The 13,103-nt window shown below is 63.9% G+C and carries 21 protein-coding genes; all 21 read left to right on the top strand.

Annotation, left to right across the window (positions count from 1 at the left end; all coding sequences use genetic code 11):
• Positions 1 to 56: 56 nt before the first annotated feature.
• The gene (locus tag ACT84W_RS05640) at positions 57 to 767 is read left to right on the top strand and encodes a 3'-5' exonuclease (RefSeq protein WP_444328505.1); all 711 of its coding nucleotides are present in this window, start codon (positions 57 to 59) and stop codon (positions 765 to 767) included.
• Positions 768 to 771: 4 nt separating this feature from the next.
• Positions 772 to 1,035, top strand: coding sequence for a chitinase (locus ACT84W_RS05635; protein WP_118761564.1), 264 nt, complete (start codon positions 772 to 774; stop codon positions 1,033 to 1,035).
• A 195-nt stretch (positions 1,036 to 1,230) separates the two neighbouring features.
• A complete protein-coding gene (locus tag ACT84W_RS05630) occupies positions 1,231 to 1,728 on the top strand; it encodes a hypothetical protein (protein ID WP_444328504.1) in 498 nt (165 codons plus the stop codon).
• Positions 1,725 to 1,874 (top strand): hypothetical protein, encoded by a 150-nt coding sequence (locus ACT84W_RS05625; protein WP_008981455.1) that lies wholly within the window; start codon positions 1,725 to 1,727, stop codon positions 1,872 to 1,874. The genes ACT84W_RS05630 and ACT84W_RS05625 overlap by 4 nt, the downstream gene beginning before the upstream one ends.
• On the top strand, positions 1,864 to 2,496 hold the full coding sequence (locus ACT84W_RS05620; protein ID WP_330043923.1) for a host-nuclease inhibitor Gam family protein: 633 nt from the start codon (positions 1,864 to 1,866) through the stop codon (positions 2,494 to 2,496). Before ACT84W_RS05625 ends, ACT84W_RS05620 begins: the two co-directional genes overlap by 11 nt.
• A 12-nt stretch (positions 2,497 to 2,508) precedes the next feature.
• Positions 2,509 to 3,300, top strand: coding sequence for an ERF family protein (locus ACT84W_RS05615; RefSeq protein ID WP_008981453.1), 792 nt, complete (start codon positions 2,509 to 2,511; stop codon positions 3,298 to 3,300).
• Positions 3,300 to 3,722, top strand: coding sequence for a single-stranded DNA-binding protein (locus tag ACT84W_RS05610; protein WP_444328503.1), 423 nt, complete (start codon positions 3,300 to 3,302; stop codon positions 3,720 to 3,722). Before ACT84W_RS05615 ends, ACT84W_RS05610 begins: the two co-directional genes overlap by 1 nt.
• Positions 3,723 to 3,796: 74 nt before the next feature.
• Positions 3,797 to 4,648, top strand: coding sequence for a hypothetical protein (locus tag ACT84W_RS05605; RefSeq protein ID WP_444328502.1), 852 nt, complete (start codon positions 3,797 to 3,799; stop codon positions 4,646 to 4,648).
• The gene (locus ACT84W_RS05600) at positions 4,563 to 5,528 is read left to right on the top strand and encodes an ATP-binding protein (RefSeq protein WP_444328501.1); all 966 of its coding nucleotides are present in this window, start codon (positions 4,563 to 4,565) and stop codon (positions 5,526 to 5,528) included. The genes ACT84W_RS05605 and ACT84W_RS05600 overlap by 86 nt, the downstream gene beginning before the upstream one ends.
• 10 nt (positions 5,529 to 5,538) lie before the next feature.
• A complete protein-coding gene (locus tag ACT84W_RS05595; protein WP_444328500.1) occupies positions 5,539 to 6,069 on the top strand; it encodes a DUF7768 domain-containing protein in 531 nt (176 codons plus the stop codon).
• A 5-nt stretch (positions 6,070 to 6,074) separates the two neighbouring features.
• A complete protein-coding gene (locus ACT84W_RS05590; RefSeq protein WP_444328499.1) occupies positions 6,075 to 6,692 on the top strand; it encodes a Holliday junction resolvase RecU in 618 nt (205 codons plus the stop codon).
• 33 nt (positions 6,693 to 6,725) lie between these two features.
• Positions 6,726 to 7,322, top strand: coding sequence for an MT-A70 family methyltransferase (locus ACT84W_RS05585; RefSeq protein WP_444328498.1), 597 nt, complete (start codon positions 6,726 to 6,728; stop codon positions 7,320 to 7,322).
• Positions 7,282 to 7,650, top strand: a complete 369-nt coding sequence (locus tag ACT84W_RS05580) for a hypothetical protein (protein ID WP_444328497.1) — start codon at positions 7,282 to 7,284, stop codon at positions 7,648 to 7,650. The genes ACT84W_RS05585 and ACT84W_RS05580 overlap by 41 nt, the downstream gene beginning before the upstream one ends.
• Before the next feature lie 18 nt (positions 7,651 to 7,668).
• The gene (locus ACT84W_RS05575) at positions 7,669 to 8,040 is read left to right on the top strand and encodes a hypothetical protein (RefSeq protein ID WP_195385495.1); all 372 of its coding nucleotides are present in this window, start codon (positions 7,669 to 7,671) and stop codon (positions 8,038 to 8,040) included.
• A 33-nt stretch (positions 8,041 to 8,073) separates the two neighbouring features.
• Positions 8,074 to 8,787 carry a hypothetical protein gene (locus ACT84W_RS05570; RefSeq protein ID WP_444328496.1) on the top strand — a complete coding sequence of 238 codons (714 nt, stop codon included), beginning with the start codon at positions 8,074 to 8,076 and terminating at the stop codon, positions 8,785 to 8,787.
• Positions 8,788 to 8,841: 54 nt separating this feature from the next.
• Positions 8,842 to 9,618: a hypothetical protein gene (locus ACT84W_RS05565; RefSeq protein WP_147358656.1), complete on the top strand. Its 777-nt coding sequence runs from the start codon at positions 8,842 to 8,844 to the stop codon at positions 9,616 to 9,618.
• A gap of 15 nt (positions 9,619 to 9,633) precedes the next feature.
• Complete coding sequence (locus ACT84W_RS05560; protein WP_008981440.1) at positions 9,634 to 9,852, top strand: hypothetical protein; 219 nt, start codon at positions 9,634 to 9,636, stop codon at positions 9,850 to 9,852.
• Positions 9,849 to 10,214 carry a hypothetical protein gene (locus ACT84W_RS05555; protein WP_444328495.1) on the top strand — a complete coding sequence of 122 codons (366 nt, stop codon included), beginning with the start codon at positions 9,849 to 9,851 and terminating at the stop codon, positions 10,212 to 10,214. Before ACT84W_RS05560 ends, ACT84W_RS05555 begins: the two co-directional genes overlap by 4 nt.
• Positions 10,207 to 11,589, top strand: coding sequence for a site-specific DNA-methyltransferase (locus ACT84W_RS05550; protein WP_444328494.1), 1,383 nt, complete (start codon positions 10,207 to 10,209; stop codon positions 11,587 to 11,589). Before ACT84W_RS05555 ends, ACT84W_RS05550 begins: the two co-directional genes overlap by 8 nt.
• A 12-nt stretch (positions 11,590 to 11,601) precedes the next feature.
• Entirely contained in the window at positions 11,602 to 12,099 is a 498-nt protein-coding gene (locus ACT84W_RS05545) for a hypothetical protein (RefSeq protein ID WP_444328493.1), read from the top strand.
• A gap of 239 nt (positions 12,100 to 12,338) precedes the next feature.
• Positions 12,339 to 12,977, top strand: a complete 639-nt coding sequence (locus ACT84W_RS05540) for a hypothetical protein (protein ID WP_444328492.1) — start codon at positions 12,339 to 12,341, stop codon at positions 12,975 to 12,977.
• Positions 12,978 to 13,103 lie beyond the last annotated feature (126 nt).

Genomic DNA, 13,103 nt, shown 5'->3' with positions numbered 1-13,103 from the left:
GGCCCTCTCGTTTATGCTCGGCACCCTGAGAGCTACCCGCGAGAAGGAGGCCCGGCATGAGTAACCTCTCCACCCTGTTCGACCGCTACAAGGCCCTCGTCGTGTTTGATACCGAGACCAGCGGCCTCGACTTCGACAACGACCAGATCATCGAGCTCGCCGCCCTGCGCGTGGAGCGCACGGCCACAGGCGGCCTGCGGATCGCCGGCAAGATGGACACCTTCATCAAGCTGCCGGAGGGCGAGACCCTCCCGGAGAACATCGTCAGCCTGACCGGCATCACCGACGAGCGGCTCCAGACCGAGGGCGTGCAGCCGGCCAAGGCGGCCAGCCAGATCACCAAGCTCATGCAGAACGGCCCGACCCTGATGATCGCCCACAATGCGCAGTTTGACGCCTGTTTTCTCCGTGGCCTGCTCCGCGGCCAGAAAGTCGGCCGGATCGACTGGCTGGACAGCCTGACGGTCTACAAAGACCGCAGGGCCTACCCGCACAAGCTCGCCAACGCGATCATCGCCTACGACCTCACCGACAAGGTACAGAACAGCCACCGCGCCATCGACGACGTGCTGGCCCTGTTCGAGGTGCTGAAGGCGATGGACGACGAGCGTGAGGATCTCGGCAGCTACGTCAACCTGTTCGGCTACAACCCCAAGTACGGCGTCAGCGGCCGCCGGATCGTGGGCGTCAGATATGAGCCGCAGAGCTTCAGCAAGGGCCTGACTCGCCCGGAGCAGACGCTCCCGGCCCGCGTGGCGCGGAGGTGACAGCATGAGCCCGGAGATCACGATCACGAGCGAGGAGCTGCGCGAGCGCGTCGAGGATCGCCTCGACCGCTGGATCCCTGACGACGTCTGGAACCGTGCTGAGCCCTACGCCCGCCACAAAAACGAAGTAAACCGGCAGCGGCACCCCGAGATCGACTACTACGACAACGACTACCTCGTGCTGCTGACCGCTGACACCGTCCGAGAGACCGAGTTCAGCGACCTCACTCACGCCCTCTGTGATCTGACCGTCGCACGGGCTCAGTGAAAGGAGAAACCAATGGAAACCACAAAAGAAAGGGCCGCCCGTTGCGACCGGGCGACCCATGCGAGAAGATCCAGCAGCCTGCCAGCATACGGATCCCGCACCGCAAGTATAACACGCCGGCGCCGCCGTGCCAAGAGGAAAGCCCTGAGAGCTGCCACGCTGGCCGCTGCCGTCCTTCTGCTGGGCGGCATCTCTGTGGCGATCTTCACCACCCCGGCCGGCAGCAAGCAGGAGACCGACATCCTGCCGCCGACCAACACTGTCGGCGCATACATCCCGGGCAACCCTGCCCCGGCCGCTGAGACCGTGGAGCCGACCGAGCCCGCCGTGCGCTACAATCTGACCGACGCCGAGCGCGACGTCGTCGAGCGCGTGGTCATGGCCGAGGCCGGCGGGGAGTCCTTCGAGGGCCAGATGCTCGTCGCTCAGTGCATCCTCAACGCAGCCGAGAAGCGCGGCGTCGAGCCCTCTGAGGCCGTCGTCCTTTACAGCTACACCAAGAGCCGGCCGGATCCCACGCAGCGCGTCAAGGACGCTGTCGCGGCCGTGTTCGACCGAGGTGAGACCGTCGTGGACGAGCCGATCCTCTACTTCTACAACCCCGCCCTCGTGACCAGCGACTTCCACGAGAGCCAGATCTTCGTCATCGAGGAAGGCGGGCACCGTTTCTTTGCAGAAAGGAGTACCAGATGAAACACCTCACCGAAATGAAGCCGGGCGAGACCCTGCACCTCCGCAGCGGCCGCGACCTCGAGCTCGAGAGCGTCACCCCTGTCACCTGCGGCGTGATGCTCACCTTCAACGTCACCGAGAGAAAGGAGCACAACAATGAGCGATAAGACCACCACGGCCCTCGCTGCTGAGCAGGCAGACGTCGAGGCAATCACCACGCAGGAGCCCGAGCTGCTGCCTGCTGCCACGCTGGACGAGCTGGAGCAGGTCGACCTCGGCACCGTCGCAGAGGGCGAGCGCGCCCCATTCCGTATCACTGACGACCGCTGTGCTGACTGGGCCATCCGCAAGATTGCCGACGAGCGCAGCGAGTACGACCGCCTGAAGGCTCTGGCCGACGAGCAGATCGCGGCCATCAACGAGAAAGTCGCCGCCGCCCGCAAGCGCATGGAGAACGGCACCTCGTACCTCACGAGCTGTCTGGCCGACTTCTTCGCCACCGTCCCCCACAAGGAGACCAAGACGACGGAGAAGTACCGCCTCCTCTCCGGCACCCTGACCTTCAAGAAGGGCACCACCAAGACCAAGCTCGACGAGGCCAAACTGGTGCCGTGGCTCAAGGCTAACGGCTACGGCGAGCTCGTGAAGGTCGAGGAGTCGACCCGCTGGGCAGACCTGAAGAAGCTGCTCAGCTACACCGGCGACATCGCAACCCTGACCGAGACCGGCGAGATCGTGGAGGGCGTCACCGTCTACGAGACCCCGGGCATCTTCACGGTCGACGTGTAAGGAGGCACCGACATGGCAGAAACCAAGAAAACCGAGGCGGCCGCTGCTGCGGCCCCTCCTGAAGCCGCCTGCCTGACACTCCGGCAGAAGCTCGTCGAAATGCGGAAAGCCTGCCCGGAGATCGTCAAGAAGCAGCACAGCGACGGCGTCAGCTACAAGTACGCCAAGATCTACGACGTGTGGGAGAAAATCACCCCCATAATGAACGAGCTCGGCGTCGACTTCGACGTCATCAGCGAGCAGGCCACCCGCCACGCAGAGAACGGCGACCCGGTCTACTGGATCACCATGCAGACCAAGACCCGCAACGGCGACAAGCTCATGTTCCTCTACGAGGCCGACCTGACGATCCGTTGGCTGAACCTCGACAACGACGACGAGACCATCGAGGCCACCGTCCACGCCGTCGGCTGGAACGATGACCCGGCCAAGGCCAAGGGTGCGGCCCACACCTACGCCCTGAAATACTACCTTTTCGAGAAGTTCACCGTCGACCAAGGTGAGGACGACCCCGACAACAGTGACTTCGGCGCGCAGGGCAAAGGATCCGGCGCTGGAGGCCGCCAGCAGGCCACGCAGGGGCGTCAGGGGCAGGGCTCCGGCCGTCTGAGCGACGCGCAGCTCGCACGCCTCTACAAGAAGGCAGAGGCCGCAGGAATGACCAAGGAGCGCACCAACGCCCGGATCGTGGAGAAGTACAAAAAGCAGGATCCGGCCACCCTGACCCGCCAAGAGTACGACGAGATCTGCACGTCCCTCGACAACGCGGCCGCACAGCATAACCAGCAAGGAGGAAACGCCTAATGTATAACCACACCGGCCTCCAAGGCCGTCTAACCGCCGACCCTGAGCTCAGGTACACGCAGCAGGGCACGGCGATCACCAGCTTCACCCTCGCCAGCGACACCGGCCGCAAGACCAAGGACGGCAAGAAGATCACCAACTTCATCGAGTGCGTCGCATGGCGCGCGCAGGCCAAGTTCGTCTGCAAGTACCTGAGCAAGGGCCGCCTCGTCCTCGTCGAGGGCGAGCTCACCAGCCGCAGCTACGAGGACAAGGACGGCAACCGCCGCAAGGCCGTCGAGATCACGGTCGACTCCGTCCACTTCTGCGACAGCAAGAAGGACGGCGGCCAGAGCTCCGGCAGCGACTTCGCCGATCCGGGCTACTCCGAGGGCTCTGGCGACTTCGCGGAGATCGAGGACAATGGCGACCTTCCCTTTTAACCTGACCGCCGGGCGACCGGCAGACGACCAAAAACAAGCCACAAACCAACGACCACAGAAAGGAGGTGACGACCGTGGCATGGCTGCAAGTGCATCAGACACTCAAGGATCACCGCAAACTGTTCGACGCTGCTGACCAGCTCGAAGTCGAGCCGCCGCACATGATGGGGCTGCTCGTCTCGTTCTGGCTGTGGGCCCTCGACAACGCCCCGACCGGCAGCCTCGTCGACATCACGCCGCGCATGATCTCGCGGGCTGCTCAGTGGGACGGAGACCCCGAAAAGCTGGCGAAAACGCTGATCCGGGCGGGCTGGATCGACGAAAAAGAGGACGGGACGCTCGAGATCCACGACTGGTACGAGTACGCCGGCAAGCTGATCGACCAGCGGCAAGCCGAGAAAGAGCGTTCCCGCAGCCGCCGGGCCGCTGCTGCGGCGGCTGCCGACGCATCGCCGGACGACCCGACGCCGACCGCCGGACGACCGGCAAACAGCCGCAAGAAAGCCGGAGGCAGAGTAGACCAGAGTAGAGAAGATAAGACAAGAGAAGGTAATACACCCCCTTCCCCCTCTGACGAGGGGAATGACGGCGGCACGAAGTCGCTCGTCGAGGTCAGATTTCTCGAGTTCTGGAAAGCCTACCCGAAAAAGACCGGCAAGCAGTACGCTCTAAAGGCGTGGAACAAGATCAAGCCCACCGCTGAGCTCCACGAGAGGATCATGCAGGCGGTCGACGCTCAGAAGCGGAGCGACCAGTGGCGCCGGGAGAATGGGCGCTACATACCGAACCCGAGCACATGGCTCAACGGCGGCTACTGGGATAACGAGGAGGTGAACGAAGGTGCAGAAAATCAGCGAGATCCTGAGCAGCCCGACAGCTCCGGCCGAGACTGGGGCAAGGGCTTCAAACCGGCCGACGACGAGTGACCCCGGCAACTGGATCTGGAGCAACGACGAGCGCCTCGCTGGCCGCCCCGGAGTCCCTGAGCCCGTTCCCTGCGAGTTCTGCGGCGCCCTGCGCTACCACAAGGGCATCCCGCTCGGCGACCGCATCCTATGGCCTCCCTACGGAGCCGAGCGATGCACCTGTCCCGAGGCCGTGGCTGCCCACGAGAAGGAGAAGGCAGAGCGCGAAGCTGCTGAGGCCGCAGCCGCCAAGGCTGAGGAGGAGAAGAAAATGCGGGAACGCATCAAGCGCATCGTCGGCGAGTCCGGCATGGGCGACCGTTTCCTGCGGCGCACCTTCTCCACCTTCCAGCTCACCGACGACAACAAGCGCGCAGCGGCAGCCGCCCGGCGCTACGCCGAAGGCTTCGACGCCATGCTGCCGCAGCCCGGCCGTCAGGAACCCGGCCGCAACGGCCTGTTTATCGCTGGCCCGCCGGGCACCGGCAAGACCCACCTCGCCGCTGCCATCGCCAACCACCTGATCGCGCAGGGCAAGCCGGTCATCTGCATGACGATGATCGACCTGCTGGAGCGCATCAAGCGCACCTACTCCGCGACCGGCGGCAGCGAGAGCGACGTCCTGAAGATCTACAAGACCGTCCCGCTCCTCGTGATCGACGACATCGGCAAGGAACCGCCGACCGAGTGGGCGATCTCCACGATCTACAACATCATCAACGGCCGCTATGAGGCATACCTGCCGACCATAGTGACCACCAACTACGACACCGAGGCCCTGATCGACCGCATGACGCCGCGAGAAAGCCACGACAGCATGACGGCCCGGGCCACCATCGACCGGCTCATGGAAATGTGCAGGGGCATCACCCTCACCGGCCAGAGCTGGCGCTCACGATAGGAGGAACAACATGAAAAAGGTTTACATCTGCTCCCCGTGCCGCGGGGACTACGAGAACAACATCCAGCGCGCCAAGGAATACAGTCGCGCGGCTGTGGAGAAGGGCGTCATCCCCGTCACCCCGCACATCTATCTCACGCAGTTCATGGACGACAGCGTCCCCGAGGAGCGTGAGCTGGCCCTGAAGATCGGCAGCGAGCTGGTGCTCAGATGCTCCGAGCTGTGGGCCTTCGGCATTGACCACCCTTCGGCCGGCATGGCCGCGGAGATCGAGCTCGCCAAGGCGCACGGCATCCCCGTCCGCAACGGCTTCGAGGCCATCAGCGAGCTGAAGCCGGACGAGGAGCTGGAAAACAGCGAGGAGGGCAAGCCAGACATCGGCAGCGTCACGTTGCACCTGCCCGCCTTCAGGGCGATGGCCGTCTGCAACCAGCACCTCGACCACGGCCCCATCAGCATCGAGCTGGATGGCAGCGTCATCCTCGAGCTCGCCGACCGCCTGATCTCCGATCCGGGCGTCCACATCGAGATCGGAGGCTGAACGCCGTGACGAAGTACGACCCGAGAAAGAACGCGGAGGGCTACAACGACCCGACGCCCTACGCAGCCGAAAAACACATGATGGCGCAGATCCGCGGCAAGCAGGCCAGAGTCGCCGGCGGCTACTTCGAGAATATCATCTCGGCCTCGTGCGACTACTACCTCAGCCGCGGCCTCGCCAAGATCGAAAAGACGCCGGAGCCCATGAAGCCCCTCGGCGCCAAGAACCGCAAGGGCCAGTTCCTCGCCTGCTATACCAAGCAGGCCCAGCCGGACTATGGCGGCACCCTGAAGGGCGGCCGGAGCATCTACTTCGAGGCCAAGCACACCGACGACGAGCGCATCGAGCAGCGCCGGCTCACTCAAGAGCAGCAGGACGACCTCGAGGCCCATCACAAGCTCGGCGCCATCGCCTTCGTGCTCGTCTCCGTGAGCCTGACGGACTTCTACCGCGTGCCGTGGCCCGTCTGGCGCGACATGGCCGAGATCTACGGCCGCAAGTACATGACGCACGCAGAGCTATCCCGCTACGAAGTACCGGCGACGGCTGGCTTCATCAAGTTCCTGCACGGCATCGAGTCGGAAGTGCTCGGAAAGGAGGATGCCCATGATCCCACTCCCTGACAAGAAGTACAGCATCATCTACGCCGATCCTCCGTGGAGCTATCAGAACCGCGGCACCAGAGCGGCAGCCTCCAAGCACTACGACACCATGACCATCGAGGACATCAAACGCATGGGCGTCGGAGCTGCGGGGGGGGGGGTATTGCTAACGAGGATTGCGTGCTTTTCATGTGGGCGACCTTCCCCATGCTCCGCGAGGCTCTCGACGTGATCGAGGCGTGGGGCTTCAGCTACAAGACCGTCGCCTTCAACTGGGTAAAGCAGAACAGAAACGGCACCGGCATCTTCATGGGGCTCGGAAACTGGACGCGCAGCAACTCAGAGATCTGCCTGCTGGCGACCAAGGGCAAGCCGAAGCGCATCAGCGGCAGCGTCCGCAGCATCGTCCTCTCCCCGCTCCAGCAGCACAGCAGAAAGCCGGCCGAAATCCGCGACAGGATCGTCGAGCTGATGGGAGACCTGCCCCGTATCGAGCTTTTCGCCCGAGAGGCTGCCCCGGGATGGGACGTGTGGGGCAACGAAGCGCCGACGCCTGAAGCCAAGGACGCGCCAGCCGACAGCGTCGAGCTGGCCGGAAAGGAGGAAACACATGAACCAGACGACCAAAGAGACCCGGCGCCGCAGCTATGACGCCGTACTCCCCAAGCGGGCCGCCTGCTGCCGCCTGATCCTCGAGACCCTCGGCAACCGTGAGCTCACGGCCAGCGAGATCACCGAGGAGCTCGTCGCAGCCGGCCGGATCCCGTACTTCAACCGCAACTACGTCGCCCCGCGGCTCACAGAGCTGAAGGAGATCGGGATCCTCACGACGGTCGGCCGCCGTAAGGCCACCCGCTCGGACGCCACCGAGGCCGTGTGGGCCAGAGCGGAGCCTTCAGGCCCCACGGGACAGACGGCCGCAGCCTACGCAGACAACCCGACCGAGGCCGAGCAGATGACGCTCGGATCGGCCACCTGAAAAGAAAGGAGAAACCCCATGAACGAACAGAACCAGCGCGACAGCATCATGTCGATGGCCCGCGGCGCCTTCGAGGAGCGCGTCGACTATGAGATGGACAAGGTGATCCAGAACATCCTCGACCCCAACACGAAGGCCACAGCCAAGCGCAAGATCACCCTCACCATCGAGCTGACCCCGGACGACGAGCGCCGCACCATCGGCGTCTCCGTGACGGCCAAGTCTACGCTCGCAGCCACCAACCCCGTCGCCACGGCCCTCTATGTCACCTCTGACGGCAACGGCGAGCTCGTCGTCGCCGAGATGGTGCCGCAGGTGCCCGGCCAAATGAACATGGACGGCACGCAGCAGGAGGCCCCGAAGCTCCTGAAGCTCGTCCAGCACGCATAACAACCCACAACACAGAACAAGGAGGACAACACAATGCTCGCAAAAATGATCGACAAAATCGTCAGCCTGAAGGAGACCAAGATCTTCGAGATCGGCGGCCAGACCTACGCCGACGCATCCCTCACCCGCATCCCGCCCCACGTCGACCGCCCTGACTGCATCAGCGTCAGCGGCCTCGATAGCATCTGCAAGCTGATCCGCACCGAGCTCGAGAAGGTCGGCACGACCATCATGGTGCAGGTCAAGAGCAACGACACCGTCGAGGTGATGACCACCTACCTGAGCGACTTCTCCCGCAACACGCTCTACCGCGCCAAGGCTGACGCCCCGGGCCTGCGCACCGGCTTCAGGGGACGCGAGGTAGCTCTGATCGAGCTGCGGAGCCTCTGCATCCCCAACGAGGGCACGGCCTACCTGCTCGACCTGCTGAGTCGCATGACCAACGAGAACAGCGTCAGCACCAACGACAACGGCGTCACGCAGACCGTCGAGGCACGTCAGGGCGTCGCCCTCAACGCGGTCGTCGAGATCAAGCCCCGCGTCATGCTGCGGCCGTTCCGCACCTTCCTCGAGGTGGAGCAGCCCGAGAGCGAGTTCCTGCTGCGCGTGGATCCCGACGAGGGGATCGGCTTCTTCGAGGCTGACGGCGGCATCTGGAAGCTCGAGGCCAAGAAGAACATCGCCGACTACTTCCTGAAGAACATGGGCGATCTGATCGACGCCGGCAAGGTCGTCGTCATGCAGTAAATGGAGCGCCGGGCGGGCTCCGGCCCGCTCGGCTTTTCTGAAAGGAGCAGCACCGTGAAAGAATACGAAACCCTCACCCGTGAGAAGGTCGACGTCGTGCCCTTCGGCTGCGGTATGCCGGAGACCCACCTGATGCAGGACTGGAGCGACAGGATGCTCGACCTGATCCTGAACGGGCCCACCATCAACGGCATCAAGAAGGACGAAGTGCGGGCCATGCTGCGCGAGACCTACACGGCCCTGAAGCAGTACGAGAAGATCGGCCCGATGGCCTCGCCCTTCATCAACGACCCGACGGCCATCGTGGCCCGGGCCTTCTCTGAGCTCTACCCCGGCGTCGAGTACGTCGCGCAGTACGTCCCCGACCTGCGGGACGAGACCAACGGCACCGCCTACGGCCTGACCATCTTTCCCGACGACGGCAGCACGCCGATCGTCTGCATCTCGGCCGAGGCGCCCATCAGCGCCGCCCCTGAGCTGCTGGCGCACGAGCTGGCCCACGTCGCCACCCCGGAGGACACAGAGCACGGCGAGAGCTGGAGCGCAGCGTCGGAGGCCATATTCAAGAAGTACAACGAGCTCCTCGGCACTATGATCCCCGACGAGCCTGAGCCCATCCTCTCGCCCCACCAGCCCGGAGACGGCGGGATCCTCACCATGCCACTGCGCGATAACGTCCCGGAGCCTCCGACGGACGACTGGCAGCTCACCACCTGCCCCGTATGCGGCGCTGAGTGCTGGCAGACAGACACAGCCCGCCGGATCCTCGCACTGGAGCCCGACGTCCGAACCGCCTGCACAGCCTGCGCACTGAAGGGACTCGGAAAATAATACTGGAGGTAATACATGAACAACGAAAGAAACAACACGACGGCCGGCGGGATCGGCTTCTGCGGCCTTCTCGCCGTCGCCTTCATCGTCCTGAAGCTCACCGGCGTCATCAACTGGAGCTGGCTGTGGGTACTGGCCCCGATCTGGATCCCGACCGCCATCACCCTCGCCATCATCGTGATCGTGCTCGTGGCCATACTGGTCAGAGAGCTGACGAAGGGAGGCCGCCCGTGATGACCACGGAGGAACGCCGGGCCCTGCTGGATCGTGCGATCACGGCCTACGGCGCGCCGGCACAAATGGACATGGCCGTCGAGGAGATGGCCGAGCTGACCAAAGCCCTCTGCAAAATCAAACGGGCACAGGCTGGCTGCGAAGTGACCGCAGCGATCGGCAACGTGATTGAGGAGATGGCCGATGTCCAGATCATGCTCGACCAGCTCCGCATCATCTTCCACCGATCTACCGAGGAGATCGAGGAGGCGAAGCTGGAACGGCTGAAAAACCGTCTTGACGGCCGAAACAACTGGCGGGACTCCAGCCTCCACAAGTGGATTGAAAATCAATTCTCAGCAGGAGGTGACGGCCATGAATAAACCACAGCCGCAGACCGGCCCCGAGATCGAGGAGTACAGCACCACGGCCACGCCGAAGGCATACGCCGGCAGCGTCCCCGTGTTCTGTGCGCACGACGCCATCGTCCCGCTGAAGGATCTGCGGCCTAATCCCAAAAACCACAACCAGCACCCGCCGGAGCAGATCAAGCTCCTCGCCTCTATTATCAGAGCGACGGGCTGGCGCGCCCCGATCACTGTCAGCAAGCGCAGCGGGCTCGTCACAAAGGGCCACGGCCGTCTCATGGCCGCGCAGCTCGACGACCTGACCGACGCCCCGGTCGACTATCAGGACTACGCAAGCGAGGCCGAGGAGCTGGCCGATCTGACGGCAGACAACCGCATCGCGGAGCTCGCCACCACTGACAACAAGATGCTCGCCGAGGTTTTCGCCGACATCGACACCGGCGAGATCCCGTTCATGCTCAGCGGCTACACCGAGGACGACTACGGCAACATCGTGACGGCCCTCTCTGAGGCGCTGCACACCAAGGAACCGAGCAGCGACCCCGACGCCGAGATCCCGACCCCGGCCGCGCCGGTCACACAGTACGGCGACCTCTGGATCCTCGGCCGGCACCGCGTCCTCTGCGGAGACTGCACCCGGCCGGAGGATCGCGCCCTGCTGCTCGACGGCAACAAGCCCGAGATCCTGCTGACCGACCCGCCCTACTGCTCGGGCGGCAGCAAGGAGTCGCAGAAGTCGACCGGCAGCATCGGCACCGAGAGAAAGAACGGCAAGGCACCGAAGATCGCCAACGACATCCTCAGCACGCGCGGCTACCAAAACCTGATCCGCGGCGCGCTCACCGACATCCCCTGCCTCTACGCCTACATCTTCACCGACTGGCGTATGTGGGTATATCTGTTCGACCTCGTCGAGGCGGCCGGCTTCGGCGTCAAGTCCGAGATCGTATGGGACAAGGGCACGCCGGGCATGGGCGTCGGCTGGCGCTCGCAGCATGAGCTCATTCTGTTCGGCGCCAAGGCTGCCACCCACTTCGACGGCCACAAGGGCTACGGCAATGTCCTGAGCATCTCCCGCTCCGGGAACGAGCTGCACCCCACACAGAAGCCCGTCGAGCTGCTGGAGAAGCTGGTCGACAACACGGACTTCGCCACGGGCGTCTATGATCCCTTCGGCGGCTCCGGCACGACGCTGGCCGCCTGCGAGGCATACGGGCAGCCCTCCTACATCATGGAGCTGACGCCGGCCTTCACGGACGTGATCGTCAAGAGGTACATCAGAATAACAGGAAAGACAACCGTGCGCTGCGTCCGTCAAGGCCGAGAGCTACCGCGCGAGGAGATCGCCGCGATCTTCGAGCCTGACGAGGAAGGAGGTGAGCAGGAGTGACGCCCTGACATAATGAGCGAGAAGCCGATCACACAACGGATCAAGGACAGGCTCGCGGCCTACACCGCCATGCTGAGGGACATCGACAACCAGCTCGAGCGCCTCGACCGCATGGAGATGACGATGGCCTCCCCACCCGGCCCTGATCTGACAGGTATGCCCCGCGGATCCGGCACACCATCCGACCGCACCGGCATGATGGTGGAACGGAAAATAGAGCTCGAGGAACAGATCGACCGGCTCAAGGCTGAGGAGAAGCAGGAGCGCAACGCCATCGAGGGCCTGATCCTCCAGCTCTCCGACCCCGACGAGCGCGCCGTCATCCGGCTGCGCTACTTCGACCGGGCCGACTGGGAGAGCACCTGCGGCGTCCTGTTCGGTGATCGGCGGGACTACATCGACAGAGTGGACGCCTACCAGAACAGGACATACAAGATCCACGGCCGCGCCCTGCTCAACCTCGCCGCCGTGCTGGACGAGCTGGAGCCCCTGCCTGAGCCGCGGCAGTAAAACGCAGTAAAAGGAACAAAAGGGAAGTAAAAGGAATTGAAAAGCAGTAGCGACCCGTGCTATTCTATATCCTACAAAAGACCGCCGGACACACGGGCAACGCCGTGACAATTCCGAGCGGCTGACCAGAGGAAAACCGAATAACAACCGACGGCAAGAGGCCGACGGGCGAACCAACGCCCGCCGGTCTCTTTTTGCATATTCAGGAGGTGACAACAACGGCAAAGGCAACCATCACCATGCAGGTCGAAAACTTCCAAAAGCTCATGGACACCGTCGCGCAGATCGACGAGCAGGGCCGCAAGGCCGTGAAGGCCACCGTCCGCGACGTCAAGGCCAGAGCGCCGAGCTGGATCGCTCAGGAAGTCACATCGGTCTACAACATCAAGAAGGGCGAGATCACCCCGTCCGGCAAGAACAGCAGCAAGCCGAAGAAGATGGCGGGAAGCGTCAACATCTCGGGAGAGACCATCGAGGAGCTGACCATCACCTACTCCGGTCGGATGCTCACCCCTGTGCACTTCGGCATGACACCCAAGACCGCACCACCGGGCAAGAGCTACACGCTGCGGATGCAGGTGGTCAAGGGACAGAAGAAGGTCATCGGCCGCTACCTGAACACCCGCACCCCGGGTGGCCCGTACTCCGAGCGATCGCACAATATCCTCATGGGGACGGGCAACACCAAGGCCGGCGGCGTCAGCGCCATTCCATTCCAGCGAATGAGCCGGACGCGCACCGACATTAAGAAGTTCACCACCATCTCGGTGCCCTCCATGATAACCAGCGAGCGCACCAATGAGAAGATAATGACCAGACTCCAAGAGGAGACGGCCAAGCGCCTCCAGCACAACCTCGACCGAGCTCTCGGGAAGTAGCCCACAGCGGCCCGCAGGGCGCCCACCACGGCGCCCGGCACCGAGCCCGGCCCCACACCGCCAGACGCGCACAGAGCGCGCCACAGCGCCGCACAGACGCCTCCGCGGCCACGCGCAGCGCCGCAA

The organism is Paratractidigestivibacter sp. (assembly GCF_052362415.1).
Lineage (GTDB): Bacteria > Actinomycetota > Coriobacteriia > Coriobacteriales > Atopobiaceae > Paratractidigestivibacter.
This window is presented reverse-complemented; position numbering and strand designations above follow the sequence as displayed.

Bases quoted from the DNA above. Each gene is read 5' to 3' on its own strand.
- ACT84W_RS05640 (WP_444328505.1), top strand. From the start codon at position 57: ATGAGTAACCTCTCCACCCTGTTCGACCGCTACAAGGCCCTCGTCGTG.
- ACT84W_RS05635 (WP_118761564.1), top strand. From the start codon at position 772: ATGAGCCCGGAGATCACGATCACGAGCGAGGAGCTGCGCGAGCGCGTC.
- ACT84W_RS05625 (WP_008981455.1), top strand. From the start codon at position 1,725: ATGAAACACCTCACCGAAATGAAGCCGGGCGAGACCCTGCACCTCCGC.
- ACT84W_RS05620 (WP_330043923.1), top strand. From the start codon at position 1,864: ATGAGCGATAAGACCACCACGGCCCTCGCTGCTGAGCAGGCAGACGTC.
- ACT84W_RS05615 (WP_008981453.1), top strand. From the start codon at position 2,509: ATGGCAGAAACCAAGAAAACCGAGGCGGCCGCTGCTGCGGCCCCTCCT.
- ACT84W_RS05610 (WP_444328503.1), top strand. From the start codon at position 3,300: ATGTATAACCACACCGGCCTCCAAGGCCGTCTAACCGCCGACCCTGAG.
- ACT84W_RS05595 (WP_444328500.1), top strand. From the start codon at position 5,539: ATGAAAAAGGTTTACATCTGCTCCCCGTGCCGCGGGGACTACGAGAAC.
- ACT84W_RS05580 (WP_444328497.1), top strand. From the start codon at position 7,282: ATGAACCAGACGACCAAAGAGACCCGGCGCCGCAGCTATGACGCCGTA.
- ACT84W_RS05575 (WP_195385495.1), top strand. From the start codon at position 7,669: ATGAACGAACAGAACCAGCGCGACAGCATCATGTCGATGGCCCGCGGC.
- ACT84W_RS05570 (WP_444328496.1), top strand. From the start codon at position 8,074: ATGCTCGCAAAAATGATCGACAAAATCGTCAGCCTGAAGGAGACCAAG.
- ACT84W_RS05560 (WP_008981440.1), top strand. From the start codon at position 9,634: ATGAACAACGAAAGAAACAACACGACGGCCGGCGGGATCGGCTTCTGC.
- ACT84W_RS05550 (WP_444328494.1), top strand. From the start codon at position 10,207: ATGAATAAACCACAGCCGCAGACCGGCCCCGAGATCGAGGAGTACAGC.
- ACT84W_RS05545 (WP_444328493.1), top strand. From the start codon at position 11,602: ATGAGCGAGAAGCCGATCACACAACGGATCAAGGACAGGCTCGCGGCC.
- ACT84W_RS05540 (WP_444328492.1), top strand. From the start codon at position 12,339: ATGCAGGTCGAAAACTTCCAAAAGCTCATGGACACCGTCGCGCAGATC.